This window comes from Bartonella sp. LB28NMGDW, assembly GCF_042194435.1.
Taxonomy (GTDB): Bacteria; Pseudomonadota; Alphaproteobacteria; order Rhizobiales; family Rhizobiaceae; genus Bartonella; species Bartonella grahamii.
The window spans coordinates 322161-349107 of record NZ_JBHIMX010000001.1; the positions used below are offsets into that span (position 1 = coordinate 322161).

A 26947-nucleotide genomic window follows, 5' to 3' on the forward strand; every position below is an offset into this window, starting at 1 on the left:
TTTTCAGGATAAGACATACGCTCAGCATTTCCGACATGAAACTTAACCATCCCCTGCATAATAGAGCTATCAACCTTGTTCTGAGCGGATACCTATAGACTCTGCACTTATATAAATTCCCACCGCTTGACATTGCACTTCGCACACAATATTTAGAGCTGAAAATACAGTAGAGCATACCAAATCCAATAGATAGGATTTTTTGCTAATTGCGCCATGCGTGATCCAATATTTGATAGTCTCCAGCCCACTAGGAGATGTGTTATTTATATCTAAAAAGCCCCAAAAATCAGGATATGAGAACACAATAATATCAATTTCCTTTGAACTAACGTCCTTCATCGTCGATCTTCCACCGTCATAAAATCTTTTTTGTATCAGTTGCTTTCACATACTTTGACTTATGACCTAGTGATACTGTGCAGATTGAGTACACATCCCCAAAGCCTAGATTGTAATTAAGTTCGTACCACTCTGCTCTTTTATAAAATAAATAACCATAATCTTCAGATATAATACGCCTAGATTCAATAATTACCGTAAGCTTATGTAAATCATAACCCAATTGTGATAATGCCTCATAAATTTTACGAGGGTATTCGTCATTGATCGTCACGGCATAGCAGAACGCTGTGGAAGTCGGATATCCCCCGCCTAGACTGATAAAACTTTTTTGATCCTTCAATGCGTAAATATCCTTTCCAACCTTAGTTAAGGTGGATACTATTAACTCAGTCGAATTCAAATTAGAGCCCATATGCAAAGGCACCACATTAAGCCTAATCCTATTGGATTCTAGCAAAGATAATGCGGCACGTAACTCCGCCGCAGTCATATCAAAACGCGATCTATCCCCGTTTGCCAGTACATGGCACAATCTCAATGAGATTTTAGGCAATATGTCAAAATGGCGGGCAAGAGCGATGATGTCATGTAATTCGATAATATTATCACACTGGACATTTATATGTTTTCTAATAGATAATTCTATCTCTTCTCGAAGTTTTACAGGGATATTAAAAAATATATCTCTACCTTTAAAACCATCTTTTTGCGCTAATGATATTTCATAACCAGACGCAAATTCCAAGTCCCAGCAACATAACAATGATGCCCCGCACGTCCATTAAAACACCTTGCTTTTTCTCGCTCTAGGCATTCATAGCCCGACCACGTAAAACAGGATACCAATTACAATATCAGACCATAAGGCTGCAAGAGAAAGTTCTTTTATATTTTTATCTTTATATTGCCTCTTAAACAAGCTCGCCTGTTCATATAATAAGTTATATGTATAATACATATAACTTATTAAAAAAGGAGGATTCATTATGTTCCGTGAAAATCTTTGGTAATACACTCGGGTGATTGGGTCACCAGTCGCCCGTCAATAGTACAGTGCAAGTTAAGAAATTGGGGGAGGTAATCTGTGCAACTCGTGGATCATCCTTTTGTAAAATTCGATCAACTCAAGCCGATTTACAACTTCACATATCCGTTATTTCGCACTATTTCAAATGAATTTTACGATTACCTAGACTTTAATAAACTAGCGCAAAGTAAGCAGATTCCACAAGCGCGTACCATTTCTCTTTATTTGCATATTCCCTTTTGCGAAACCATCTGTTCCTTCTGTCCCTTTCAGAAAGGGGCCTACAAGCACGTTAAGCAAATCGAATCTTATATGTCAGCGCTTACCACAGAGATCAGAACCAAAGGAAATTTCATTCGCTCGCTTAGAGGGCCCATCCACAGCATCTATATAGGGGGCGGCACACCGTCGCTTTTGTCCGCAGATAATATCCGACACATCGGAAAAGTATTGCATGGCGAATTTGAGCTCTCTTCCTTAACCGAGTTTACACTGGAAAGCGAACCGAAGAGCGTCACACGTGATAAACTTTATGCTGCCCGTGAGATCGGCGTTAACCGGTTCAGCTTCGGTATACAGAGTTTCATTGAGCGTTTCCGATCATTGTTTAACCTCACCTCAACACGTGAACAAATCAACAATACCGTGGCTTGGTCACAAGAGATCATTGGACATGTCGGTTTCGACCTACTATATGGCATGCACAGCCAGCAAACTGAAGAACTATTATACGATTTGAAGCAAGCCAGCGAGCTTCATCCTGAAACCATCAACCTCTATGCAATCAACAATCTGGCTATCACGTCGCAACTGCATAAGTCTTACGTACAAAAAGGGCTAAAGCCATCCAGCCTACAGCATCGACAGATGCTTCGCTTATTTAGCGACATCGTTATGCGCAGCTGCGGCTATGCGCCGTGTAATGGGCATTCCTATATCAAAATTGCCAATAACACTCCTCTAACGCTCGCTAAAACGAGTTCAGCTAATTATTTCCGCTATCACAAATATTTGCATGGTTATCATGACGATTATGTGGTTGGCTTCGGGGCGTCAGCAATGTCGATTCTCGGCTCACTCGTCACACGAGCCAATCCCAGTCGAAGCGGATACATTACCGACATACAACTTAAAGGCAAATCCAAAGTATACTACAATTAGGTATCAGCGGAGCAACAAGCCTCCAAGGCTTTGTGTATGCGGCTACCTTATAACGGCTATGCCAAAAAAGAAAGAATTGACTGGACCGCACTTCCCTCTTTTGTATACAATAACCTACAACAGCTTATAGGCGCAGGTCTCGTCGCAGAAAGTGATAACGATCTCCAGCTGACTCAGCGTGGTTGGCAATGGTATTCCAACCTTATGTATTTTCTTCTACCTCAGGCAGATAGGAATATCTTGGACGGCTATGTCTCAAACATGCTGAATACAACCGCCGTACTTAATGGACCAGCGGAAACCTGTGTGGCATCTTAAGGAGAAAAGAATGTTCACTCTTTTTGCCAATAAGAACATACGCTATTTTTGCCTAACCGTTAGTCTGCTCGCCTTACTCAGCGGTGCTTTGCGTACTGCAATCCCGCTATTAGCAAGACAATCTGGATATGGCGTAGTCGGAGTAAGTTGGGCGCAAGGTCTCTTCTCATTAGCGTGGCCAATTTTCGGCATCCTTGCAGGCGCTTTACTTGATCACTGCGACAAAATAAAACTTGCCACCTCGGCTCTCCTCATCTTCATGCTACTGCATATTGTACTGTTCGTACTGCTCATGATACAGATTGCTCCAGCCGAACAAATTTTCTTCTATGCAACCATTGCTGGATTCATCGTCGTTTCTGCCGAAGCTTATATAATGACGATTCCACCACTTATCATGGAGGGAGAGCGATTGATGACCTTCTACTCAATTGTCTTGTTTTTAGATTTCGGGGTCTCCTATTTTCTTGCCCCTGTCATAACAAGCAGCATTTTAGCGCATAGCACACTGCTATTTCTTGGCCTGTTAATCGTGCTTTTTATCACATTGATTTTTACCGCTCGCCGTGCTGTTCCGACATCGCCAACACCTGATAAAGAAAACATCACTTTTCGTTATATCATTGCCGGCTTTCGTTTCATTTTTTCAAATCGGCATCTTACCTCCCTTACATTACTCACATTCTTTCTATCGGTGGTATTTGGAGCATTCCTAACCTCGTTCATCTTCTTCGTTACCGACGGTCGGTATCTGGGTCTACATAGCAGCCAATATGGCGTGATGTTTGCAGCCTACGCGCTTGGTACAATGGCAGGTGCCCTATTTGCACCACATATACGCTATGCACCGGTGCGCCTAGCTGTTCTCACTGACGGGTTAGGAACGGTTATCTTGCTGCTGGTTCCAGCCTTTTCAAAAAGTGCTGTCGTCGTATGGGGCGTCACCTTTATCGCTGGCGTTGGAGCAAGCTTATGGTTTATTGGTGTTACCGCCTTCAGGCAGCGCCTCACACCAAAGCAACTTCTCGGGCGAGCTAATTCTGCTTTTCGGGTGATCGGCTATGCTGGAATGCCGGTCGGAAGCTTTTTGGTCGGCGTCCTTGGTTCTTTTATATCATTGCAGTTTGCTGCCGCCTTTATCGCTGGACTACTATTGGTGGCTATCGCGATAACGCTTCCATTTCTTTGGCAGGCTGATCATATAGACACACCCAACCCTGCCACGAGGTAACAGCTGCCTTTTAAAAAAGACACGGTCAAAAAAGGCACACATACCCTATTACGCAATCGATTGACCTGTTCTTTGGACGAGGAAATTATAACCGTAATGGCTGATAGAGCCAGCGACACTAATGGAAAGCAGCCAAACAAGCGTTAAAGGCAAAATAGCCCCTTTACGTTGCATTGGGCGATGATCTCAACGCCTATATGAAGGATGTAGAGAGCTTATAGCGTACGGAGCGCAATTCTTAACTAAAAACTCCGCCCTAGCAATGCCCACTTATACTCCAGTTAATCCGTCACCCGCTGAATATCAAATGCCTCACCCCTTTACTGCTCCTCAAAATACATTTTGCTGCACTTACGCGCCGTATTCTTCCTTTGGAATTAAAAGAGCAGCCCTCTTTTCCTAATTTAGAATCTCTGCCTACACAACGCAGCAACAGATGCGACCATATATGCAATCACGCCTTAGGATCTGCGTAGTAGAAAGCTTAGTTCGAGAGATTCATAAAGCCTATATCCCAATAAATTTTCCACCCAATCCACCTTTTAAAAGGGCGACTTTATATAAACCGTTAGAGCAAGCTATGAAATCCTTAGGTGTATTAGAAATAATTGGCGGTTTTTACCTCAGACCAATGTTGATTGACTTTTACTCGTGCATATACGCAAGCGGTGCTACTCTTTTCTCAGATAGAAAGGACATAACCGTTACCATCTGGCCTATTATTGTTTGAAAATAAAGAAAAAGTATCAGTGCGACTGATGATATTGAAGAGCTATCTCATTATGTGGCTGTACTTAATTACGGCATTGGGAAGCTAGACACGCAATCACCCATTTCTGCGTGCCTTCTGCATGATATTCATAAGATTTTATTACGCGGTAAACGCGGTACGTCCAAAAGCCTTGGTGAATTTCGCAAAGCACAAAATTAGCTTGGCGGTACGCAACTAAAGACAGCGTCATTCGTGCTGCCCATTCCTACCACAGCCCCCCACTCTCTCTACCACCATCCCCCGCTTAGAATCGCGCCAACTCATCACCGGTGCCTCGTTAAACACCACACCAGTCTCAAGGGCGGTAAAATGCGCCTTGCCGCATTAATCTTCAGCATTTCTTTAAGGCGCAAATCAAACTCGCTATTTGTTCCTTTTGATTCCAGTACAAAATAAAGCTTTTGCACGCCATCTCACTCTAAAACACCCCCAAATCCGGCGTGTAAGAGCCTATGAGCGTCACGATTTTAAAGCTCCTTGGCAATTTAAAAAATAATTTTACTTCGGAGGCATTATCATTAATTTTGCGCAAATTCTTTCTCAATATTACTCTTATAAACCACATGATCATATACACTCTTCTCACTCACCAGAACTGTACGCTCTAAATTCGCCAAAATTTAGCTACTTGCAAAACATTCTTGCACACTATAGTCTTGGCCAGCTAGTTTTAAATATTTAATACCAGCAATAGTAAGATTGACATACGCTTTATCGAGGATTTCCTCCGCGCACTCTAAAAAAGCTTGCGTTTTTTTTTGCAAAATCTAATACGCGCCTACTATTTAGCAAAACATCAATATCATAAGCATCTCTACTAAAAACGATGGATAGCTATTAATTTCAACTCAATCCATATAAGATGACCCACACACTATTTTTTCTTGTGTCTTTATGTAAGTCATAGGCAAGTCCCTATTCAACTGTATTTTCACTTTCAAACCTCCTCGTCTTTTATTAACTTTTTATCAGTATAAAGCCAGGCCAAATTAAGCGGAATAATTAAACATATACAAAGCAAGGTGAAACAAAAAGCTGCTTCTATACAAACATTGTTTGCCAACCAACCAATCAGCACAAGCGCTAAAATACCAAAAATACGTGCAAGAAAACTAACAATGGATAAAACCGTATTTGCATTCTTTTGTTGAATATGTTTAAAAAATTCTGCTTCAAACTGCGTTACGGGGACAGAAAAAAAACTGTGAAATATGGTGAATAAAATAATGGGGGCCCAGCTGTTTGCAATGAGAAGCAGAGCAAGCATCACAACAGCACTCAGGGCGAGTGAGCACAAAGTTATCGCCATAGGAGCATATTTTTGCATAAGATATTTAATTACAAAGCGATTAAATAAGTATTTTACGAGAGTATAAGACACAAAGCACAGGCCAAGAATAAGAATTTTAGTCTTTCCTGTTGCATTGTCTAATACTCCTGTTTGTCCCAAAATAAAAGGTTGCCAAAAATGAAATATTGGCTGCAATGCAGCAACAATAAAACCACATATAAATATATAATATAACCCGATTTTTGAGGTAACTAAATAAGCAAAAGCTTCTGTTGCATGCAACAAAGAACCTGAGTCTATTGACTGACTACTCGAAACGGATGCAATAGCTATCCCCGTCACCCGACTAAACAAGAATACAAGCACGAGAAACCCGAAAGAACAAAAATAATATGCTGACTGATAATTATCCATACACAAAACAATAAGAACACCTAGCGCACCAGCAACCGTATTCATGAATGCCGTTAGTTCCCGCTTATAGGCGTTTACTTGGTGGTAGATCAAACTACCCTTGTAACCACCGCCGTCGATTAAGCCTTTAATCCATGTGCTATCAGCGCCAGAACATAAAGCAAAGCCTAAAGCATAAATAATTTCTGCCGGAATTAAGACAGAAAGATTAGGCGCGTAGATACATAAAAAGAAGAAGAGCGAAAAAAAGAAACATGATAGGATAACATTTTGTTTAACGCCGATTTTATCTCCTAAAATCCCACAAGGCACTTCAAAAATACAAATAGCGACGCTAAATACAATTTGCAATAAAGCTAACTGTGTTATACTAACGCCCATAGACAAGAAAAAAAAAGCATGGAAGGAACCTGTAATCAGCCGAACCCCGCTCATTGCCGCACAGCCATAGAGCAATTTTTTAACTTCATAATCTATTGTCATTAATATATCCAAAAGCTCTAGAGCTGGCAGCTTTATATATTTTAAAACCTCAATTCAGAAGGGAGCTTCGAGCAGCTATTTTCTGCTCATTTGCTCGGGCTTTGAGCGCAGTAACATCACCCCGCTTAATTTGATTTTTTTCAGTGGTTTATACATATTTTTAGTTTTCATAACTTTACCTCCTGTATTAAATGAAAACAATTAAATTTCACATGAAGTACACATTATAGCTACTTTTTAGCTAGCTTTTGTCAATTTATTATTTTGATATAAAAAGTTTGGCTGTCCTCCCCGCGCTCACGTTAAGTGTTTCATGCACCAATCATTCTGCAACAACCATCGCAGCACTTGGAAACTCATGCGCCGCTTCGGGCAAAGTACGCTTATATTCACGCCAATTTGTCACCGGCTGGTCGTTAAATGCAACGCTCGTTTGCAGTGCAGCAAAATGCGCTTTGCCGCATTTAATTTTCAGCATTTCTTTAAGACGCAAATCAAACTCGCTGTTTGCCCCTTTTGTTTCCAGCACAAAGTAAAGCTTTTGTTCGCCATCACGCTCTAAAAAGACCGCCCAATCAGGTGTATAAGAACCAATGGGTGTGGCTATTTTAAAACTTCTTGGCAATTTAAAAAACAACCTGACTTCAGGATCATTTTCAAGACTTTGTGCAAACTCTTTCTCCACACTGCTTTCATAAACCACATGATCATACACACTCTTCTCACTCACAACAGCTGTACGCTCTAAATTTGCCACAAGTTCTTCACTGGTAAAAAGCTCTTGCACACTATATTCTTGCCCTACCAACTTTAAATATTTAATGCCATCAATTGTAAGATTAACATGGGTTTTATTGAGTATCTCTTCTATGCGCTCTAAAAAAGCTTGTGGATTTTTCACAAACTCATGCTCACGCCCACTCTTTGTCAAAATACCAATAATTGTCTTTGCGGTTAATTTCAGCTTTAAGGTCAAATAATGTACAATATCCGGCAGTGCACACGAGATATAATTAAGCGCACTCTGCTTTAATAACTTCTCTTCATAGGTCACACCAGCACTATCCAGTTCTATTTCTGCTGTCTGATAAACCAAATGCGCGGGCGCAACTGGCGCCATTTTTTCCACTGCATCCACTGCTTTGGCAATAAACTCTGTGCGATCAAGCTTTGCACGATAAGTGGTCTTTTTATTGATCTTCTCCCACAAGGACAAAAACTCGGGCGAAGCCACTGTTTGCTTTTTAAGCTTAACCCGCACCTCGCGCGTAGCATTACGAATAATCGGCATGGCTTGGATCGCCTCTAGCGCCTGCATCACAGCCCGCTTTTGCCCTTTACTAAAACGTTCACTTAAATCCAATGTCCCCGCTGCCCATTGCGCTTTTAATGTATCTGTAATTTTTCCTTCTGATGTAAGCAAGGCTTTTTCACGCAACTCAGCCAATATATCAGCAGCCTCTTGCGAAGACATAAACTTTGTTTCCGTCACAGCTGTCACATACGTCAGATCTTGCAGCGTCTCAACATTAATAAGTGCGCCCGCATCAATTTTTTTCACAATTTCTTGACGCAATTCGCGTGGCATTTCCTCCGCCCCTATAACTTCAAATTCATTCGCTACCAAATCTTGATTTGCTTTAACCATACCCGCCTCGTCAATCAAATCTTTTGCAACAAGCGTTTTAATAATTTTTTGTGCTTGTGACACTTCCACTTTAGCGGCTATATATTTTACATCTTCATAAATACGGCCAACCAACTCCTCCATCTGCAATGTACCAAATTTATAACCAATATCCGCCTCTAATTCTTTTTGCAATGTACTCACAAACTCAGCAAAGCTTTCATTCACCATGACATGCAGCACATTTATATCTTTATCTTCCACCCGCTCACCTTGTTGGTTTACACACAAACGCAAACCGCGACCAATCTTTTGCCGCGCGGTAAAATTCGATTTTTGCTCAATCAACATACACACTTGAAACACATTCGGATTATCCCAGCCTTCTCTTAATGCCGAATGCGAAAAGATAAAACGCAAGGGGCATGCAAAAGATAATAACCACTCCTTATCGCGCATAATCGTGTTATAAGTGTCATCATCAGCTTGGCTGTCGCCCTTTGTATCCTTATACACGCCTTTCTTGTCTTGCGAGAAATAACCGCCGTGTACGTTTCGAACATTTTGCGCAAACTTAGTTCGCAAGGAGGCATATTTCTTTTTCGCCAACAGCTCTTCATAACATTCCTCAAACATACGCTCATAAAGTGCTGGCTCTTCATCATTGCTACGATATTTAGCCACCTCATCAATAAAAAAAAGTGATAAAACTTTAATCCCTAAAGGCGCAAGCCGCAATTCTTTATCTAAATGTGTTTCTATAGTGCGATAAATTTGCGCGCGTTTAAGCTCTACTATATTCACCTCACCAAGCGCGTGGCCAAACTTGACAATTTCAGTATCAGAAAACTCAACGGCTTCATCCCCCGCCATGCAATTGATACCCGAAACAATATAACCCCTATAAAGCTCACGCCCGCCCGTAACGCGATACAAATCATCGCCTTGTCTCACTGTAACTGTTTTGCGGCTCACAGTGCCATTCTTTCCCGCAATATCCAACTCTAAGTGCGCCTTAAAGCCATGTTTGTGTGATACGGATTTCAAGGCAATATAGGGACGGTTAAAATCTTGCTCTATCTGATTAGAAGAGACACAAATTTGCTTTACCAGTCCTTTTTGATAAGCATCAACAGGTGTTAAACGATATAAAAGATTAATCTCATCTTTATGCGTGGCACTATAGCGGAAAACACAAAGCGGGTTAAGGCTTGCAATAGCCTCCTTCGCTTTTGCTGTATTATCCACCGATTGCGGTTCATCTATGATCACAATCGGATTTGTATCTTGGATATAACGCATAGCACTTTCGCCATTCAGTCTATCTTGCGGAAGGTTGATAATATTTTCTGCTTTTTTAAATGCATCAATATTGATAATCATAATTTCAATATTGGTAGAGCTTGCAAATTGGCGAATTTGCGAAAGATCTTTTGAATTATAAATAAAATAACGATAGGGCAGATTATCAAACTCTGCTTGAAAATGCTCTCTTGTTACCTGAAGTGATTTATATACCCCTTCGCGAATAGCAACACTTGGTACGACAATAATAAATTTGGTAAAGCCATAGCGTTGATTTAACTCAAAAATCGTCTTGCTATAAACATAAGTTTTGCCTGTTCCCGTTTCCATCTCAATAGAAAACTGCTTTTGCTCTAGCGTCTCACTCGCCAAGAGTTTATTGTTCTGTTGCACCTCTTGTAGATTTGCTAATATGCTTTCATCACTAATTAATAATTGATTACCACAACCAAATTCATTTAACGCTAATTGTCCTTGTTCTAAATGCAAGAAAATAGAAGAATTCCGTCGTGGTTGGCCTTTAAATAAATCAATGACGCTTTTAACCGCATCATTTTGAAATTCTTGTTGTTTAAATTTAAGTTTCATATCGCCGCCCCAATCGTCTCTCTATAGTTTAAATTTTATCAAAACTTACTTCATTGTCTTTAAAGATAAAATCGCAATTAATAAGCGCCTCATCACTTTTAAAGGCCGCATCAAGCGCTACGATTTTTACGGGCAAATACTTTATCATCTCTTCCGCATCTTCGGGTTCAAAGGGCGGGTCTATAGCTATAATTACCAAGACATCGCCTTCGCTCTCGCCTATATAATAGAATTTTTTGCCATTGATTGGTAAAGGATAAATTTTTAAATCCAGTGGCCAACCATATTTAAGTATGATTTCGAAGATAATATCTTGATGAGAGCGCTCGGGATTCACCCCCTGCAAAATATGATCCAAGCGCATTTGCAATTTTTCTTTAACATCAAGTGCATTCGGATCAATCGGGCTATCGTCCCATATGGAAAAGTTGGAACTATCGAGCTCTAGAACGCGAAATCCGGTGTCTAGAGGCTGCTCGCTTGTGAGTTCTGCTTCATGCTTTTGCTTGATTTGTGTACCAGCGCGGCGAATACGTTCGCTACCTATATCGCAGATAGTTTTATAACCAGCTTTATAGGCTTCGCTCTTTTCATCACATAATTCAGGCAATTGCACCATGATGAATTTGCGATTACCACCATCTTCGGCATTCAAAGCCATCACTGCATGCGCTGTTGTACTAGAGCCAGCGAAAAAATCGAGAATGATGTCGTTGTCACTGGTCGTCTGTTCAATCAATTGCTTTATAAGACTCACACCCTTGGGATGATCAAAAAATTGGCCGCCTAAAAGTTCTCGTAATTGTTTGGTCGCTATAAAATTCATATCTGTTTCAAGCATTGTACTAAATGGTTTAGTTTGAGATTTAACTTCTGTTTGATGACGTTTATAAGTAGGCGTACCTTGTCCGTTTTTTGGGAAGATCACCTTGCCTTCTTTGATGATGTTTGCCATTCGTCCTTTTTCATAAGCCCATACACGATTGGGATTACACTGGTAAACTACACCCGTTTGTGGATCAGTAATCGGGTAATTAAGATTTGGCCGCTCTGATGCTGTTTTATTGCATGTCAGATCACCTTGCGTCCAAGGCCCGCGCGGGTCATTATCGGGGTTGGTATAATTTGCAAAACTCTTTTGTACTCCACTAAAAACAGTGTGCCTGCGACTATAACACAAAATGTAATCATGGTCTGTACTTACATTGTTTTGCGCATCATTAGCACCAGTGCGTTTCCTCCACACCAGCTGCGCAACAAAATTCTCTTCGCCAAACACTTCATCACATACTTTGCGCAAATTATGAACTTCATGATCATCTATTGAGATAAAAATCACCCCATCGTCACGCAATAAAGTCTGTGCCAAACGCAAGCGCGGATAGATCATATTGAGCCACGCAGTGTGAAACCGCCCCATTGTCTCAGGATTCGATTTTGTCGTTTGGCTCGTCACTTCTTTATAGCGCGCAAGCGGGTCTTTAAAATCATCACCATAGATAAAATCATTCCCCGTATTATAGGGCGGGTCTATATAGATCATCTTCACTTGGCCAAAATAAGCCCGCTGGATAAGTTTTAACACTTCAAGATTATCGCCCTTAATATAAAGATTATGTGTATTATCAAAGTTTACGCTCTCCTCGCGCTTCGGGCGCAATGTCGCAAATGAAGGCTTTTGAGCAAGCTTTAAACTTGCTCCTTTGCCCTTCCATTCAAATTTGAACTTCTCAAAATCATTATCAATATATTCGCCGCATAGATTAAGAAGCTGATCTATATTGAGCTTTCCCTCAGCAAAACATTGCGGAAAGGCTGCTTTTAACTTTTCTATGTCTGGATTAACTGGACTTTGACTCATGCCCTCTATTTTATCTTCACCTGCTATTATACTCATCTTTGCGCTTCTCCGTTACGCTTAGTATAAAATATGTCTATGAATATTTCTTTTGTACGTCGCAATTCCTTTTATCCTATTTATTTCTGTATCCTCTGCAAATTTACTTTCATGAAAAGTGTCGTATAAGCTGTTCTCTTTATTTTTTAAAGTTTCTTGTGCTTGTTTTATTTCTTTTTACTTACGCAAGTCAGCTAGATCAATTCGCATTACCACATGCGGCGATTTTATATTTTTTCTTGTGTGCTATTATGGCACTTACAAACATTATCAGTAAGCTTATCAATTGGCACAAGCACATCCAAAATATGTCTATCTTTTAGCCTTGTCCTATTTCTGACAAATCGAAGAGCTGTATCGTCAATTTGACGACATGCCACCATAGGTAATTTTAAAATTGCGTCACATGTGGCTTAGTCAAGCACATACAAGTACTATCACTGTCAACTAAAACATAAATTTCTTCATCATTTATTTCGATGCAATAAAAACCAATTTCTCAAGGGATTATGTCGGCATCCACTTCTAGTTCTCCCTTGTCCGTGCAAGCAAGATTTGCTAAAATACCTTTTACGGAGGGTAAAAACACCCTCAAACGTCCGACAACATGTTGAAAATCTTCCCCATGCTATAAAACGCTTTACCTTTATAGGTTTTATACTGTGCGTCAGATTCATAATAAAATATAGCTCTTATCATTTTGTCCCTGAATGATTTGGCCTTACCAATCATATAATTAGGATCGCAAACCATGCTTCTACAATCTGCCATAGGAATGTATTAATCTCTTGCACTCACTCCTTAAATATATTGCGGCATGATTTTTACATTATCAACAACGTTGGTATTCATTGCCAACCTTCATGACAATAAGCTTTAACAAAGCTTTCGCCTGCTTCTTTTTGTCATCCAGTGAGTTAAACTCCTAAGCCTTCTTCGGTGAATTTACGTCTATATATAGCGCCGCGTATTGGTTTTATCGCTTGTTTAAGCACCTTTCTTGTCCCCTGTCACCCTCTCATCCACGCCTTAAAAGGACAAAAAATAAATGGCCATTCCAATTGATGTCGGTAATATGCTTGGCAATAGCTTTCAAGCTTTTGTAAATCTTTCCCTCATATTGATAACCTTTTGGCACCACAAGCACATGATGCGTTTGTCCTAAATAATCGTCACTGAAATAAGTGTGTCATAAGGCTTTGGACTCCTACATTGACGTATACTTTACAGTGGCTATTTCTTGCTCTAATTGTTTACAACTCATTGTCTAATCCTCTCAACACATGAATGTTCTATTTCCTCGATTAGTCAGAAATAGTGTGTGTTCACAAAGTTAGACCAAAATGCAATTATGTCGAAAAATAACCAACGCTCAGCGCAAAAAAACAATTTATTCTTTTGCATTGGATAGCTCACCCCCCTCCACGCTTAGAACCAATAAACCTAAGCTTATTGATCACGTTTTTCTGTATACCTCAATCGATCAAACACAATTTAAATAAACTCCTCAATAATGACGGTATCTGCTAACTATACGCCTAAGCTTGTTACTGCTATAAGTCTACCGCGCACCCAAAACGAGAAATTTATATCCTATTGAAAAAAATAATAAATTTAGAAGATCCCTTCTTAAACTAAGTCTCGACTAAATAAGATGGTTTGGGCATTTTTAGCAAAAAGAGAGAAAAATTCACTGTCTCAAGGAACTTGAGCTACGTTATCGATCATATGCAAAAAAGGCTGAGAAGTGCAGATTTCTTAAAGAAACAAAAGAAATGAGAATAGTTTTATAAAGGAAAATGGTACTGCACGCGATACATCGGTGCTAACGTTCTCTTTAAAAACACACAGATAATTACAACTAGCTTCAAAAAACAGCCTTACCAATGAAGTACTCGCTAGAGGGTTGCGTGCACAACACAATAATGACACACTGATTCCCGCAAGCGTGCTTCACATATTGTACGCATAGCCTGTACAGAGTCTACCGCTCCTAAATACTCAGACGTAATGCTATTGGATCGTACAGTGACCGCAGTTGCACCCTTAAACACCAGTTCCTACCATATCATAATGCTTGATAAAAGCATCGTGCCATCATAGCAACCGCTTTGCATATGGGTTCCACAACATAGTTCTACAAATTGTTGACGCATTGCCAAGCTAACAGTTTTCTTGCCCACCTACGCCAATGAGACCATCACTATCCTCTTTTTGAATCGTAAAACAAAATGATTTCCCATGAGCGATAAACCATCTGCTCAAAGTCCAGCTAGCTCAAACTCATAGCATTCTAAACCTTTAGGCTCGCTCTTCCCCCAAGGGGGCATAGTCAGATATATCACTTCCCTCACCTCTTCACGCGCTGGGATAAAAAAATCTGAAACTACGAGGCAACGCTGCATTTGTATGCAGCGTTGTTGTTAGGAATAAGCTTCTATTGAGATAGTTCTAATGGGAAGCACCCACAGCTAATGGTATAGGGATTAATTTGGATTCTTTCGAAATGCTATATATAAATTTAATGTGCCGCCCCACAACACACCACCAGTAAACCCACTTAAAAGACCAAAAAGAAGGTTAAAATCAAATGCATATTTCAAATCAGGTACAACCTTGAGAAAAACAATCAATGTGAATTTGATGACAAAAGCGATAAGAATAAATGTCAGCGTCAACGGCGTACCAGGCAGAATAATGAAATCCGTTCCCTCTTTGATTTTTAAACGCGGAGTGGCACGCCAGAGCAACCAGCCAACGCCAAAGCCGATCATCAGCCCTGCCAACATTGAGATTGCTCCCCAGCGCGGGAACGCCAGCTGGTTAATCACATCGCTTGCGCCCAAAAAAAGAAAGACTAACGGCAAGAGAAAAAGGCGGTAAACCTTCATTTCCCTATCTTTCAATGCGATTATTCCCCTCGCGATGAGAAAAATAAGCAAAATCCAGGCCCATAAAGGGGTTCCGGTCAGAATGTTAAACAATGACATATTATGCTCCATGATGTTTGATGCGATAAAAATATTATATGATGTTAGGAAGATATTTAGAAAAAAGAATACCAACCCAAATTAAACCCATAGTGATCAACCAAAGCTGGGGGGAGCATGTAAAAAAAGCCCCTAGAAGACCATTGGCAAAAAAGATGATGACCCAAATCCATGTAATATATTTATTGATGAGATAAAAGAGGATATGTTTGCGTTTTTCTTCAGAAACACCAGCAGGAGCATAAAAAATGGTAAAGGGTTTCTTTACCAGCAAGCTCATCAATGAAACCAGAGCAAGTGACAGATAGCAAAAAACTGTGGGGTAGTTCAGTAAAAGTGTAGACCATCCAGCGAAATAATTAACAAACAGGACAATAAATGCCAGAATGTTCGTAATCATCACGGGTTCTCCCTGTCGGATAAATTTAATATTCAGAGCAATAATTAATAATAAAAGCACAGTCAAGATGAGAGAGCATTCGACCAGAGTTAAAACGTTTCCATTTATAACCTAGGAGTAAATACTCCACGGAATAAAAGAGATTATTATGTTAAACATGGCGCATCCTCCTTTTTATATTTGATAGAAAACTTACCGCAAGTGCTTCGTTTTTTAGTTTCCGTATGAATATAAAAAACGCCACCCGGTTCACCCTCTGTATCCTGTTTAATGGTCAACTGATAGGTATCTCCCGGATAAACTGCTTCAATGAACTTTACTTTTTTCAGCGCAACAGATGCGATATTTGTCGCCCTACCCTGCGTGGCCAAAGCCAGAACCATCTCAATCAATAGTGAACCAGGACATACGGCGCGGGAGGGGAAATGTTCCTCAAAAAGCGGGTGATGCGCATTAAATGAAAAAGTACAAGAATCTCCGGTTACGGAGGAAATCTTACATAAATCGCCTAGTAATGGAAGAGCGGCTTTCTCAGAACACGAGCTAGGGAAGAAGACCTTACTGACCATGATGATTGCCTGCGCAATAACGGCCTTTCCATTGTCATATGTGCTGGCCTTACAGTGAATACGGTAGGCCTCATTAATGCGTTCAATATGTCCTTCAACGCATAACCGATCGCTATCAAAATGGGTGGTAGAGAAAAACTGTTCAACTATAACAGGGAAATAGCGATAAGTGAGATCCGAGTTTTTAGCCACCACGGTGGCGAATCGAACTGAAAACTGATGCAAGGCTTCGAGTAACAAGCCCTGTTTCAAATAGTTATGGGCTAAATTCCAGTGAGAAATATCGATTTGCCCGCAAGCACGCATCGGTGCGGTTAAAGTGATACTCTGACATATACCCAAGAAATTTGGCTCGGTGCGATGCTTTATAGCCATAATTTGGGGACCTTTTTATATTTTTTTCTTAAATCCTTTGATGATAAACCGAAGGAATGAGCACTAAACCGCGCTTGATAGTGCGCGAGAAGTATAGGCATACGACAAACGAAAAAAGCCAACAATCCCAGCTCAGGAGCAGCCCGATGTTTGCTCATGATGCTTGCAATTAGAAAATCGACATTGGGTTGCAGTCCTGTATTGTCCAAAATAGATCGCGCAAGAGAACTGAAGGGGCGCATAGGCGCCTGAAAGCGTAAAAAAAAAGAAATCAACCCAGACATCCCGTTGCATAATCGAATGACCAAACCCTAGCCAGGGTTTGTTTTTGCAATAATGCGTTACCACCGCCTCAAGATTCCCAGCTTCAATCTCATGGAGGACACTAGAAAGTCGCATGATAGCATATTTTTAGGCTCCCATATGCGCGTGGCCAGTAGCACACCCTCCCCCCAATTAGTGCAGAAATGACGTCGCTCTTGGTACTGGACGCGTTACGTCGGTGCTAACCTTCTCTATTTTTTGCAGAACAGAAAGCGCGTATCAGGCTCTCTAGCCATACTTAGAGTACGCAAAGTTATTCATCACTCTACAACACTTTAAGCGCGCAATTTTATGTTTTGTATTAAAGGATTTTTGCTTTCAAAATATACGAACAATATCACACAAAGTAGAATAAACAAGCTGCCCCCAACATTAAACCAAACCTTCTCTGTAACCATCACTGTTGTACCGAAACAGTTAACAATAGCGTGGACAAAAAAAGGCGCACACGCATAAAATTTAGAGCGCGTAACAACACCACGATACGCCAAGCATGTATTGAAAATATGCATAAGTATGACGCTCATTAAAGCACACAAAAAAATACTCGCTTGCGTCCAGGAATAAAAAATTACATACTCACTGGCTAATAACCTAGATCGAATAGGCCAGCCATTATAAACAAGGAAAGGCCCTAGCGCCTTATAAACTAATTCGCATAAACCCCAGCCTATGCCAATATTCAGCGGCAAACGCCACAAAAAACTAGGCGAGCACCGATAAAACTTAGTAACTAACCAACGACGCATAGCTTCTTCTGCTACAACAAAAAAAACCGAAAATGTTAAAAATAAAAAAACAAGCGCCAGCCCCTGCTCTGCACGACTCTTGGTTTCAACAATACTCATCATATAAAGCGTTTTTATTACAGATTGCTCCCAAAAAGCAATAAGCCCGCCAGCAATGCAGCTAGCAACAAACCATCCCACAGCACCAGCGACAACCAATTTGAACTTCAGAAAATGATGAAACACACATAGAAGAAAAACAACGCCAAGCACTTGCAGTAAACGTAAGGCATCAAGTTTATGTTCTGTTTCCGAGTAACGCCATACTAACAGAACAATCACCCCAAAAACTATGCCGCTCAACAGCACATTTATCCAACTAAACGTAGAGCGAAAAAAATTATAAATGACAGCGCCATAAATAAGGCCTGCGAGAAGCGAAGTAATAAATAAAACCAACATTATTATGCCCCCTCATTTACTACAACGTAACTGCTATTTTTCTTCATGGATAATCTGTCTTGCACAAAATCATAAATTTGCCGCATAAGAGCAAACATAAGAATAGTAGCGATTGTATAATGCCCAATTGCAAGAAGTTCTGGCTCAGCGGCCTGCCATGAAAAGCGCGCCCAAGCCGCCAAGCATTGTAAAAGCAGGATAAGAACAAAAAAACGCCATTTCTTGTCAAGGCAAACCACAAGCATTAAGAAAGTTGATAAAAGATTCAGACCTATAATAAACGCATAATATATTACCGTCTCAAGTAAAGAAAGTAAGGCGTCCCTATCAAGACTAAAGGCCCCTTTTAGGATTTTCACAGCTTCTGGTAGAGATGTAAGCAGTACAAGCCCTATAGCAGCCCCCCAAATCCCCATTCCCACGCCCAGTCCTGCCTCTACACCATTGCCATTATCTTCTGCCACCCAATGAGAGAGCAAAAAAAACTGCATAATCGCCATGCCTATAGGGAATAGACCAACAGCAAAAACAATATTAGGCGTACTATAAGCAGAAAAATCTAAAATCAAACTGCCTATCATAAGCATAAAGCCGTATAGAAAAAAAATCAAAAGCACATAACAACCAGCGCTTGACCCAATAATCGCCTTCGTGCCTTTAAACGTTTTAACCAAAGAGAGTAACCAGCGGTACCCCAATATAAGCGAAAGCGCCAAAACATAATAAGGAAAATAACTCGTAGCGCCATAAACATAAAGAAAAACAAGACACAAAACAACGAGCAAGAAAACCAAATGTTCAACCAATGTTTTTTTCTTCATCAAAGGAAAAATAATCAGCACCAGACAAAAAACGGCGCCGATAACAGATAATGTCAATTTGTCAAGCATTATTGCAAACCTCAAAAATAGAATTTATTAATATTGCATAGCCTGAAGAAATGTCAAACATAAACAAAAGACCAACCGCAAAATGAATTACAAAAGGCAGATAGAAATAGACCTTGCGCTTATCTTGGAAACCAAGATACATAAAACGCGTATTTACAACATGCATCAATACAATCATGCCCGCGGCAATAAGATAGCTGATCGCTTGTGGACAAGATTCAAATGCGACATAGCCCACCATTTGTGGCGCCCTATCAACACGGTAATTCAAGTAAAGAAAAAGAGCTGGGAGGGTCTTATAGCATAAGTCTAGAACACCCCCACAGCCCAGCCCGAAATAAAGGACCTCACGCGCAGCTAATTCTGGCTTATATACGCGAAGCAACCACAAACGCAAAAGCTCTGCAGTTAAAACTGATATCAAAAGGATAAAAAAGGGATAGTTTGCAGCAACCAAACTCATGTAATGCACCACCTGCTGCTGGCTATTATTAGCAGCAGACAAAGCAGGCAATGGCAACAAAGAACTCAAATATATAAAACCTGCCCCAATACACAAGGTAGCAACTGCACCACAGAACCCAAGAACTAAATATTTATATAAGTAGTGCTCGTGCAGAATTAAAAGAATGCCAAAATAACATACCAAAAGCAAAGATAAGTCTGGAAGCCCACTTTCACTATGTGGATAAGCGAAGATGATAGCACAGGAAAGGCCAGCTAGCCCCCCCAAAAAAATGACACGCTCGCCCAACAAGCCATTGTTTTTAAGGAGACAAGGGCTGGAACTTATCCCAAAACTAAGCAGCATTCCAAAAATTAAGTCAGACATATAATTTCCTTAAAGCGCCTTGCCCTCCCAAGCATACCAAGATATTATTGCGGGAGAAAAACTCCCTGCTAAGAGGCTGATAGTGTACCCCTTAGCAAGGCCTTTACCTTGTTAAAAAAGCCAGGTCAAACAACAATTTCACCACTTAGAAGCGAACACAATCCCAACCAGCTTTAGCAATACTCGCGGATGCACCACGGACCCCGCCTACTATTGCTCTAGAAACTGCCCCTCCTGGGGTGGCTGCTCTAGGCTTTAGGATAACCCAAAGAACTATAGCCTCCTGTCTTCTCACTCAGTTTTCTTTTTAAACGGGTTAATCACGCTAAGCTTCACATTCTTTGATTTAATGTAACGCGCGCACACATAAACAACAAACATCAAACAAATCCAACTTCTAACCATTCCATAGTCATCATCTGTATGAACAAACGCTACATAATAAGAAACAAAGAGGCTAAAAAACAGCTCTGCAAGAACATCAAGGAGCAACCAATAATATTTCTTTGTAGTAACAAAGAGAACCATCAAAAATGTCAAAAAAACTTGGCCCGTTAGAATAGCGAAACCAAACACCGCATAATCAAACATTTTTTTCACTGCCTCCCTGTTTGCAAAACCTATCTGTTGATAGATTTCTCGAAGGTCTGATAAAAGCAGTGATGACACAAAAAAGATGCCTATGGCAAACCCACAGCCAATACAAATGCTTAAATCTAGCACTGACATAGATTTTTCCTTCAAAGCTTTAGCAATTAGGACATAGCGAGCCCCCCCTATCATCAACGGAATAATGAAAAGCAGATAAATATAGCCCGAAAGCTGCAGATCAAAAAAATCTAACAGAAGGTCATCACTCATAACAATAAAACCAGCTGCGATGAAAAAAATGGGGCAACTTGCGATAATGGCCAAACTAAAGCATTTTATATTGTTTACTATATTGGGTATAAATTCAATGCAAAAAGAAAGAAAGAACATAATTATAATAACAGGAGGAGATGTTATGGGCACACCGACTATATACTCAAAGGCATACATGAGGGGAGGGGTAACCAATGCCGCCACTATGAATGCAACCATGCTCCTGTATAACATGCTTTTTCCATTAATAGCAATAGTTTTGAAGAATAGATACATGACAAACAATAGACAAAAATAAACGAGCACTATACTAAACTCGCCCATAGCTCCTCCTGTACAATATTTCAAACATAAAGGTGGCACCTTTTACAGTACCACCATTCTAGGCTTTAGGATAACCCAAAGAACTACATCAAAAGCGCATCAACATCCCACACCTGAATGAGCAATAGATCGACCCCAAGATTGTATGCCACACTGGGCAGCAGCCACACCATAACCAACATAACCGCCTATGGTGCCTCCGAACCTATCGCCTACAGATAGCCCCAAGCTTGCTGCGGCCATGCCAGTATTAAAATTAAGCGTTGCCACTCCTACGCCAACACCAACCCCAAGGCCAATCCCAGCACCATACTTGTTACCAAACGCAAAACCAGAGTTATATTTGCTACTAAAATTATCGGCACTGCAATAATCGTACGAACTATTTAAAAATCTCATTTATTTTCTCCAATTTAGTGTATAAATAAATTCCCCCAAGGTTACTTATGTCCCCGCGCCAAAATGGCCTACCCATAATCAACCACCGAAACACCCCTGGAGATATGAATGCATTTTCATGCAAGTTCGCATTTATAATATATAGTTGACAAAATCAAGGATATTGTGTCAAAAATATGGCATATTTTAGTAAATTTATGCTTACTTATTTTATGTGTTTAAACTTAATAGTTTATATTATGAGCAATAATAATGAAAGTTAAATAAGATTCTCTTGGTTTACAAAATATACTAAAAGTATGTAAATATACTGATAGAGATATTTATTGTTGCAATTGCAATCAGAATTATAGATTTAGTTAACCCGTTTATATTTCAAGCGATTATTGATCGTATCATTCCGTTTTGGACAAAATTTGAGAAAAATCATCCGCGCAAGGTCTCTGCTCCGTGACAGCTCACACGCAAAAAAGCCCGCCAAGCACGGCTTTTAACCGCCTCACAAAACGCCAAAAATAAGAATTAGAAAAGTTGTAACAAGACAAATGGTACGGTTGGTGGGATTTGAACCTACGACCTCTGGTGCCACAAACCAGCGCTCTAACCAACTGAGCTACAACCGCATAAAAAGCAAATGTATCATAACTGTTCACGATTTCGTAAACATTTATTCTCCGCTTATGTGACATAAGGAAGATCAACAAAGTTTGCAAGCCCCTTTAAAAAAATCTCGCAATTTTTTGTGAAGAAAAAAGCGTTTTTTTACAAAGAACATTTTGCCCAATGCTCAAGACTATGATCACGATAGTCTTTTATGTTATCAACACCGTCTTGTTGCATCATCTGCAAAATCTCTTGCAGAATAGTTATAGCAAGATTTGGACCTTCATAAACCATCCCACTATATAATTGAATTAAATCTGCACCAGCTTTTACTTTTTCCAAAGCGGTTTGTGCATCCTTTACACCGCCAACACCAATAATTGCAATGTCCTTCCCTAATTTTTTACGCATTTTTGCAAGCACAATAGTAGAACACTCAAAAAGTGGACGTCCAGAAAGCCCCCCCTCTTCATTACTGAGGTGACTATTGCTAAGACCTTGGCGTGCAAGAGTTGTATTAGAAACAATCAGTCCATTAAAATCAGAAAGTTTTATTTCTTCAGCAACATCATCTAATTCTTTCTCTGATAAATCGGGTGCAATTTTTAAAAAAATAGGAATGGAGAATCCATGCTTGTTCTCTTGCTCATTTCGCGCTTGCGAAACTGCACTCAACAAAAGATGCAAACTGTCACGGGCCTGTAAATCACGTAAACCTGGTGTATTGGGAGAAGAAATATTAACCGTAAAATAATCAGCAACATCATAAAAATGAGCAATACCAACAGTATAATCATCAATCTTATCGACCGTATCCTTATTGGCTCCAATGTTGACTCCTACAACACCAGTTTTTTTACGCGCACGCAATCTGTTGTAAACAACTTGATGTCCATCATTATTAAAGCCCATTCTATTAATAATCGCTTCATCTTCTTTTAAACGAAAAAGCCGTGGTTTAGGATTTCCAATCTGAGGCTTTGGTGTCACTGTCCCAATTTCAGTAAAACCAAATCCTAAACGAAAAATACCATCCACAACCTCTGCATTTTTATCAAATCCCGCTGCTAAACCAATAAAATTTTCAAACTCAAGACCAGAAACAGTTACACACAAACGTTTATCGATAACCTTTTGACAGCCATTTAATCCACTTTTCAGCCCGAGAATCGCTAAACTGTGTGCTTGCTCTGGATCCAACATAAATAAGGCAGAACGGCCAATACAACGAAAAAAACTCATCAATCCTTCTCCACAACATAAAAATGATCCATCGCACCTCACCTATATCTTTTAACACAAAAGATCACCAATCAAAGAGAGCATATTATCCAAATAACATTTCCCTTCTAGAAGAAAATTCATTACACAATAGCCATACATGTTTATTTGATGTATACTGTGTAAAAAATTTTTATTCTTAAAAAACGTTTCTCTTTTTCGACATTTTTTAAAGATTAAAATGTGAATCCTAATCTTATAGAATGCAGCATGAATTGAAACATCAATGGCTCTTCACCATAACCATGTTTTTGTGACATCTCATGCAGTAAAGCTCATAATTCTCTTAAAAATGCACGCAAATTATCCCTATTCCCACAGTTCCTTTGTGTGATATTGTTGCCAATAGAAACAGAGCTTGCTCTATAAAGCTATTTTTCCTAGCATTTATAGAATACATAGTTCATAAAATTATCTAAATTCATACTATTGTTGCGCTATTTATTAGCAACAGGGTATTCAATCATTTGTACTCTATTGATAAAATTTTAAAGAAACTGCATTGTTTGCTTTGCCATTTCTGATGCGCTAAATATAATTCTGCATCTATAAGTGCTCTGTCTAACATATATTTTAAGTAATGACAGTTGATCATTGAACTCCCACCTATCATACCAACGATTTCCAAACCAAAATGATCTTGCAAACCCTAGAGCTCTGCTATTTATAAACTAATACAATCTTTCAGTAGATGAAATGTGTTTCTTCCATCAGAATTATCGCCATTTTAGCTCATGCACCCCAGTAAAAATAGCTTTTAGATAAGCCATAATGCCCTCCTAATTGCCATTATCGCTTACTAAATTAAGAGGAACTAAATTATAAGTTTTCTCCTGCCTCATCTATCCATTTCTTCCATCAATACTGAAATATATTTTTTATTTAAAAATTATCTTTTTATAACAATATGTTATACCAATATATGCACTTCATCTGAGAAGTGTCCTGATAGCTCAACTTTCAACGCTGCTCATTTTGTGGTATTCTGTGAAAATCTTTTTTTTAATGTTATCATAAAAATCTTGAGGCAATTATATAAATTAAGTTACGGTTTTCTACTTTCTGTTGAAAAAAGCAGATATAGTTTTTATCAAAAAAGCTTTTCTCTCAGAAAGGTTCTATGTACATTCAAATAGAGCCCTAATGCTCGTTATTAAACCTTATAAAGTTCTTTGAAAATAACATTAATATTGTAATATAATCCTAAAAATAAAATCTGCCCTTTCCTTTTTCATCAAAAGCGGTAAGTAAATTACCGTATATCGCTTACATAAAGGGGAAAACGCAATGCTTAAAGAATTCAAAGAATTTGCCCTAAAAGGTAATATGATTGATCTTGCTATCGGTGTGATTATAGGAGGTGCTTTTGGTAACTTGGTTAACTCAATTGTCAATGATATTTTTATGCCAATCATTGGGCTGATTACAGGTGGAATTGATTTTTCTAATATGTTTATTCAACTTGCTGGCGAAAAACAAGCAACATTGAGTGCCGCCAAAGCAACTGGAGCAACCATTAGCTATGGACACTTTATTACTTTACTTATCAATTTTCTCATTATCGCTTGGGTTCTTTTTTTATTCGTTAAAGCTATGAATAAAATCCGTAGAAAAGAAGAAGAAAGCCCAAAAAAAACGTCTTCAGAAGAACAACTTTTAATAGAAATTAGAGATCTTTTGGCTAAGAAAAAATAATTTTATGCAAGATTTACATCATGGAACACGAGGAAAAAACATTTCCACAGTTGTTCCATGATTGGGTTTTGAGAACAATAAAAATTGTCCCCCTCTTTCTTCCACCATTGCTTTACACATTGGGAGGCCTAAACCTGTTCCTATAAAAGCGCTATCACCAGATCGGCCATCTTTGCGCTCTACTTGACCATAAGGCTGCAGTGCCTTTATAATCTCTTCTTCGTTCATCCCTATACCATTATCACTCACTGAAATTTTTACACGTTCTTTTCTATAAGAAACGTGAACAATGATCTGTCCACCCAAAGGTGTAAAACGAATAGCATTGGAAAGAAGATTCCATATAATCTGGCGAAACACTTGTTGTGATACAGGAATAAATGGAACATGAGGTGGAGCAACAATACGCATGATAATGCCGTTCTGATTGGCTTGAGTTTCAAGAAAAGCTATCGTCGCACGTAAACAAGATATCACATCAAATGTTTCAGAAATAATGGAAGAATCAATCTGGTTATTGGAAACAGAATAATTTATCTTCGAGCACTCTAGTAATTGATTAATCAGCAATAATATATGTTTTCCAGAGGAAATAATATCGCGTAAATATCCACGATAGCGCTCATTTTCTATCGAACCAAAACGGCCTTCTCTCATAATTTCTGCAAAACCAATAAGAGCATTCAAAGGTGTTCGTATTTCATGAACAACCCCAACAATTTTATCCTCTTCTGCTTTTTTTCCTCCTGATGGAACTATTTGTGCCCTATCACGCAACATAACAGCATAATTGCCTTGCTGTGCCAAAAATACAATCGTTATCAAAACGGTTATATTTTTATGATTTTTCGTCATTAAATCAGCTGTTTCTCTGCGATTTAAAACCTGATTTTTCCCCTCCACACGGATTGATTTAAAATATTTTTCAACAAAAAATCGGCTTTGCAAAGTAAATAATGAAGAGAGTGGCTGTCCTCGTAGTTCATTTATTTCATAACCCATTAATGCTAAGGCTGCCCTACTTGCTGATTGAATAAAGCCCTCTTCATCCAACCATAAAACACCATCTGTTGCTGTATCCAACAATGATAAAACTGCTGCGGGCTCTTTTACGAGAGCTTGTTCTATAGCATTTACCGGCAATGTTTGTGTATATGGTAACTGAATAGCTGTTTCTTCAACTAATTTTTTTTCTTTTACCGATGAATTCAATTCATCACGTAATTTCTCTGCAATTTCATGAAAAGCTGAACGTTCTATCTCCGTAAGACATGGCATTTCTGTTTCCAGCTTTTCATCTATTTTTTCTTGGACTTCTTTTCGTATTTTTAAAACACCAAAGCCACGAAACCCCTTAAGCTGCTTTTTAACATCAAAAATTGGCAAAGCCGACAACTCAACATCAAGCCATTGTAAGCAACCATCAACAGGCCATTGAACAATCTCTTTACTCCAAGGCATAGCAGCTTCAATAAAATGACTGAGAACCAGATATCGATCATCATTAAATTGATGAGCAAGCTCATGAAAGCTACATCCTAAAATAGAGGAAGAGAGAGGACCAACAACTTCAGCTAGCTCTTTTGAGACTTCACAAAATAAACCATTATGATCGATTTCCCACGTAAAAGGCCGAGGCAAAAGCTCTGGTGTAAAACGAAAAGCTCCTTGCTGACATTTTAATTCATTTGTATTTAACTTCAATTCATCTGCTTTTAATGGCATAACTAAAACTAAAAAGTGTTGGATTTA

At 39.3% G+C, this 26947-nt stretch carries 25 protein-coding genes, 1 tRNA gene and 1 pseudogene; 5 read left to right on the forward strand and 22 right to left on the reverse strand.

The features are described from left to right. Window positions 1–69: 69 nt before the first annotated feature. Complete coding sequence (locus ACFIKG_RS01295) at window positions 70–342, reverse strand: hypothetical protein (RefSeq protein ID WP_375625166.1); 273 nt, start codon at window positions 340–342, stop codon at window positions 70–72. A gap of 16 nt (window positions 343–358) precedes the next feature. After that, window positions 359–1090, reverse strand: coding sequence for a hypothetical protein (locus tag ACFIKG_RS01300; protein ID WP_375625646.1), 732 nt, complete (start codon window positions 1088–1090; stop codon window positions 359–361). A 339-nt stretch (window positions 1091–1429) separates the two neighbouring features. Here ACFIKG_RS01300 and ACFIKG_RS01305 point away from each other — a divergent pair, with 339 nt between their 5' ends. From ACFIKG_RS01305 to ACFIKG_RS01315, 3 genes are read left to right on the forward strand one after another with little or no spacing between them, the layout of a single operon-like run. Continuing rightward, window positions 1430–2533, forward strand: coding sequence for a radical SAM protein (locus ACFIKG_RS01305; RefSeq protein ID WP_375651592.1), 1104 nt, complete (start codon window positions 1430–1432; stop codon window positions 2531–2533). Window positions 2534–2563: 30 nt separating this feature from the next. Next, the gene (locus ACFIKG_RS01310; RefSeq protein WP_375651593.1) at window positions 2564–2851 is read left to right on the forward strand and encodes a hypothetical protein; all 288 of its coding nucleotides are present in this window, start codon (window positions 2564–2566) and stop codon (window positions 2849–2851) included. A 10-nt stretch (window positions 2852–2861) separates the two neighbouring features. Then, entirely contained in the window at window positions 2862–4082 is a 1221-nt protein-coding gene (locus tag ACFIKG_RS01315) for an MFS transporter (RefSeq protein ID WP_375651594.1), read from the forward strand. Window positions 4083–4130: 48 nt separating this feature from the next. Here ACFIKG_RS01315 and ACFIKG_RS01320 read toward each other — a convergent pair whose 3' ends face one another. Continuing rightward, window positions 4131–4256: a hypothetical protein gene (locus ACFIKG_RS01320; RefSeq protein WP_375651595.1), complete on the reverse strand. Its 126-nt coding sequence runs from the start codon at window positions 4254–4256 to the stop codon at window positions 4131–4133. A gap of 610 nt (window positions 4257–4866) precedes the next feature. On the opposite strand from ACFIKG_RS01320, the gene ACFIKG_RS01325 reads away from it, so the two are divergent. Continuing rightward, window positions 4867–5013: a hypothetical protein gene (locus tag ACFIKG_RS01325; RefSeq protein WP_375625169.1), complete on the forward strand. Its 147-nt coding sequence runs from the start codon at window positions 4867–4869 to the stop codon at window positions 5011–5013. A gap of 259 nt (window positions 5014–5272) precedes the next feature. On the opposite strand, the gene ACFIKG_RS01330 is transcribed toward ACFIKG_RS01325, so the two are convergent. The 18 genes and pseudogenes from ACFIKG_RS01330 to ACFIKG_RS01415 form a co-directional block, all read right to left on the reverse strand. Continuing rightward, entirely contained in the window at window positions 5273–5425 is a 153-nt protein-coding gene (locus ACFIKG_RS01330; RefSeq protein ID WP_343212200.1) for a hypothetical protein, read from the reverse strand. Window positions 5426–5791: 366 nt separating this feature from the next. Next, window positions 5792–7042, reverse strand: a complete 1251-nt coding sequence (locus tag ACFIKG_RS01335; RefSeq protein ID WP_375651596.1) for an MFS transporter — start codon at window positions 7040–7042, stop codon at window positions 5792–5794. Between the two features lie 322 nt (window positions 7043–7364). Next, the gene (locus ACFIKG_RS01340) at window positions 7365–10562 is read right to left on the reverse strand and encodes a DEAD/DEAH box helicase family protein (protein WP_375651597.1); all 3198 of its coding nucleotides are present in this window, start codon (window positions 10560–10562) and stop codon (window positions 7365–7367) included. A 28-nt stretch (window positions 10563–10590) separates the two neighbouring features. Next, window positions 10591–12459, reverse strand: a complete 1869-nt coding sequence (locus tag ACFIKG_RS01345) for a site-specific DNA-methyltransferase (RefSeq protein WP_375651598.1) — start codon at window positions 12457–12459, stop codon at window positions 10591–10593. Between the two features lie 1018 nt (window positions 12460–13477). Further along, window positions 13478–13621 (reverse strand): annotated as a pseudogene (locus tag ACFIKG_RS01350) (DUF2924 domain-containing protein); the annotation flags it as partial. Window positions 13622–14357: 736 nt separating this feature from the next. Next, on the reverse strand, window positions 14358–14513 hold the full coding sequence (locus tag ACFIKG_RS01355; RefSeq protein ID WP_375648490.1) for a hypothetical protein: 156 nt from the start codon (window positions 14511–14513) through the stop codon (window positions 14358–14360). 432 nt (window positions 14514–14945) lie between these two features. After that, window positions 14946–15449, reverse strand: a complete 504-nt coding sequence (locus tag ACFIKG_RS01360) for a hypothetical protein (RefSeq protein WP_375625177.1) — start codon at window positions 15447–15449, stop codon at window positions 14946–14948. A 34-nt stretch (window positions 15450–15483) separates the two neighbouring features. Continuing rightward, on the reverse strand, window positions 15484–15849 hold the full coding sequence (locus ACFIKG_RS01365; RefSeq protein ID WP_375651599.1) for a hypothetical protein: 366 nt from the start codon (window positions 15847–15849) through the stop codon (window positions 15484–15486). A gap of 146 nt (window positions 15850–15995) precedes the next feature. Then, entirely contained in the window at window positions 15996–16793 is a 798-nt protein-coding gene (locus tag ACFIKG_RS01370) for a beta-hydroxyacyl-ACP dehydratase (protein WP_375651600.1), read from the reverse strand. Next, window positions 16784–17077, reverse strand: coding sequence for a hypothetical protein (locus ACFIKG_RS01375; protein WP_375651601.1), 294 nt, complete (start codon window positions 17075–17077; stop codon window positions 16784–16786). The genes ACFIKG_RS01370 and ACFIKG_RS01375 overlap by 10 nt, the downstream gene beginning before the upstream one ends. Before the next feature lie 315 nt (window positions 17078–17392). Beyond that, window positions 17393–18307 carry a hypothetical protein gene (locus ACFIKG_RS01380; RefSeq protein ID WP_375651602.1) on the reverse strand — a complete coding sequence of 305 codons (915 nt, stop codon included), beginning with the start codon at window positions 18305–18307 and terminating at the stop codon, window positions 17393–17395. 2 nt (window positions 18308–18309) lie between these two features. Beyond that, complete coding sequence (locus tag ACFIKG_RS01385) at window positions 18310–19197, reverse strand: hypothetical protein (RefSeq protein WP_375651603.1); 888 nt, start codon at window positions 19195–19197, stop codon at window positions 18310–18312. Further along, on the reverse strand, window positions 19190–20029 hold the full coding sequence (locus ACFIKG_RS01390) for a hypothetical protein (RefSeq protein ID WP_375651604.1): 840 nt from the start codon (window positions 20027–20029) through the stop codon (window positions 19190–19192). The genes ACFIKG_RS01385 and ACFIKG_RS01390 overlap by 8 nt, the downstream gene beginning before the upstream one ends. Before the next feature lie 145 nt (window positions 20030–20174). Beyond that, window positions 20175–20324, reverse strand: a complete 150-nt coding sequence (locus tag ACFIKG_RS01395; protein WP_375651605.1) for a hypothetical protein — start codon at window positions 20322–20324, stop codon at window positions 20175–20177. Beyond that, a complete protein-coding gene (locus ACFIKG_RS01400; protein ID WP_375651606.1) occupies window positions 20321–21217 on the reverse strand; it encodes a hypothetical protein in 897 nt (298 codons plus the stop codon). The genes ACFIKG_RS01395 and ACFIKG_RS01400 overlap by 4 nt, the downstream gene beginning before the upstream one ends. A 99-nt stretch (window positions 21218–21316) precedes the next feature. Beyond that, on the reverse strand, window positions 21317–21616 hold the full coding sequence (locus ACFIKG_RS01405; RefSeq protein ID WP_375651607.1) for a hypothetical protein: 300 nt from the start codon (window positions 21614–21616) through the stop codon (window positions 21317–21319). A gap of 546 nt (window positions 21617–22162) precedes the next feature. Further along, window positions 22163–22239: transfer RNA gene (locus ACFIKG_RS01410), tRNA-His, on the reverse strand. A 139-nt stretch (window positions 22240–22378) separates the two neighbouring features. Next, window positions 22379–23461: a quinone-dependent dihydroorotate dehydrogenase gene (locus tag ACFIKG_RS01415; protein ID WP_375625614.1), complete on the reverse strand. Its 1083-nt coding sequence runs from the start codon at window positions 23459–23461 to the stop codon at window positions 22379–22381. 1326 nt (window positions 23462–24787) lie between these two features. Here ACFIKG_RS01415 and mscL point away from each other — a divergent pair. Next, the gene (mscL, locus tag ACFIKG_RS01420) at window positions 24788–25195 is read left to right on the forward strand and encodes a large conductance mechanosensitive channel protein MscL (RefSeq protein WP_375625612.1); all 408 of its coding nucleotides are present in this window, start codon (window positions 24788–24790) and stop codon (window positions 25193–25195) included. Window positions 25196–25213: 18 nt separating this feature from the next. On the opposite strand, the gene ACFIKG_RS01425 is transcribed toward mscL, so the two are convergent. Then, window positions 25214–26920 carry an ATP-binding protein gene (locus tag ACFIKG_RS01425; protein ID WP_375625610.1) on the reverse strand — a complete coding sequence of 569 codons (1707 nt, stop codon included), beginning with the start codon at window positions 26918–26920 and terminating at the stop codon, window positions 25214–25216. Window positions 26921–26947 lie beyond the last annotated feature (27 nt).

What these genes read in the sequence shown, in the direction of transcription:
- ACFIKG_RS01320 (WP_375651595.1), bottom strand. Translation starts at nt 4,256, where the DNA reads ATGCAACGTAAAGGGGCTATTTTGCCTTTAACGCTTGTTTGGCTGCTT.
- ACFIKG_RS01370 (WP_375651600.1), bottom strand. Translation starts at nt 16,793, where the DNA reads ATGGCTATAAAGCATCGCACCGAGCCAAATTTCTTGGGTATATGTCAG.
- ACFIKG_RS01415 (WP_375625614.1), bottom strand. Translation starts at nt 23,461, where the DNA reads ATGAGTTTTTTTCGTTGTATTGGCCGTTCTGCCTTATTTATGTTGGAT.
- mscL (WP_375625612.1), top strand. Translation starts at nt 24,788, where the DNA reads ATGCTTAAAGAATTCAAAGAATTTGCCCTAAAAGGTAATATGATTGAT.
- ACFIKG_RS01295 (WP_375625166.1), bottom strand. Translation starts at nt 342, where the DNA reads ATGAAGGACGTTAGTTCAAAGGAAATTGATATTATTGTGTTCTCATAT.
- ACFIKG_RS01400 (WP_375651606.1), bottom strand. Translation starts at nt 21,217, where the DNA reads ATGGGCGAGTTTAGTATAGTGCTCGTTTATTTTTGTCTATTGTTTGTC.
- ACFIKG_RS01375 (WP_375651601.1), bottom strand. Translation starts at nt 17,077, where the DNA reads ATGTCTGGGTTGATTTCTTTTTTTTTACGCTTTCAGGCGCCTATGCGC.
- ACFIKG_RS01340 (WP_375651597.1), bottom strand. Translation starts at nt 10,562, where the DNA reads ATGAAACTTAAATTTAAACAACAAGAATTTCAAAATGATGCGGTTAAA.
- ACFIKG_RS01330 (WP_343212200.1), bottom strand. Translation starts at nt 5,425, where the DNA reads ATGATCATGTGGTTTATAAGAGTAATATTGAGAAAGAATTTGCGCAAA.
- ACFIKG_RS01315 (WP_375651594.1), top strand. Translation starts at nt 2,862, where the DNA reads ATGTTCACTCTTTTTGCCAATAAGAACATACGCTATTTTTGCCTAACC.
- ACFIKG_RS01360 (WP_375625177.1), bottom strand. Translation starts at nt 15,449, where the DNA reads ATGTCATTGTTTAACATTCTGACCGGAACCCCTTTATGGGCCTGGATT.
- ACFIKG_RS01425 (WP_375625610.1), bottom strand. Translation starts at nt 26,920, where the DNA reads ATGCCATTAAAAGCAGATGAATTGAAGTTAAATACAAATGAATTAAAA.
- ACFIKG_RS01365 (WP_375651599.1), bottom strand. Translation starts at nt 15,849, where the DNA reads ATGATTACGAACATTCTGGCATTTATTGTCCTGTTTGTTAATTATTTC.
- ACFIKG_RS01335 (WP_375651596.1), bottom strand. Translation starts at nt 7,042, where the DNA reads ATGACAATAGATTATGAAGTTAAAAAATTGCTCTATGGCTGTGCGGCA.
- ACFIKG_RS01390 (WP_375651604.1), bottom strand. Translation starts at nt 20,029, where the DNA reads ATGTCTGACTTAATTTTTGGAATGCTGCTTAGTTTTGGGATAAGTTCC.
- ACFIKG_RS01405 (WP_375651607.1), bottom strand. Translation starts at nt 21,616, where the DNA reads ATGAGATTTTTAAATAGTTCGTACGATTATTGCAGTGCCGATAATTTT.
- ACFIKG_RS01385 (WP_375651603.1), bottom strand. Translation starts at nt 19,197, where the DNA reads ATGCTTGACAAATTGACATTATCTGTTATCGGCGCCGTTTTTTGTCTG.
- ACFIKG_RS01380 (WP_375651602.1), bottom strand. Translation starts at nt 18,307, where the DNA reads ATGTTGGTTTTATTTATTACTTCGCTTCTCGCAGGCCTTATTTATGGC.
- ACFIKG_RS01345 (WP_375651598.1), bottom strand. Translation starts at nt 12,459, where the DNA reads ATGAGTATAATAGCAGGTGAAGATAAAATAGAGGGCATGAGTCAAAGT.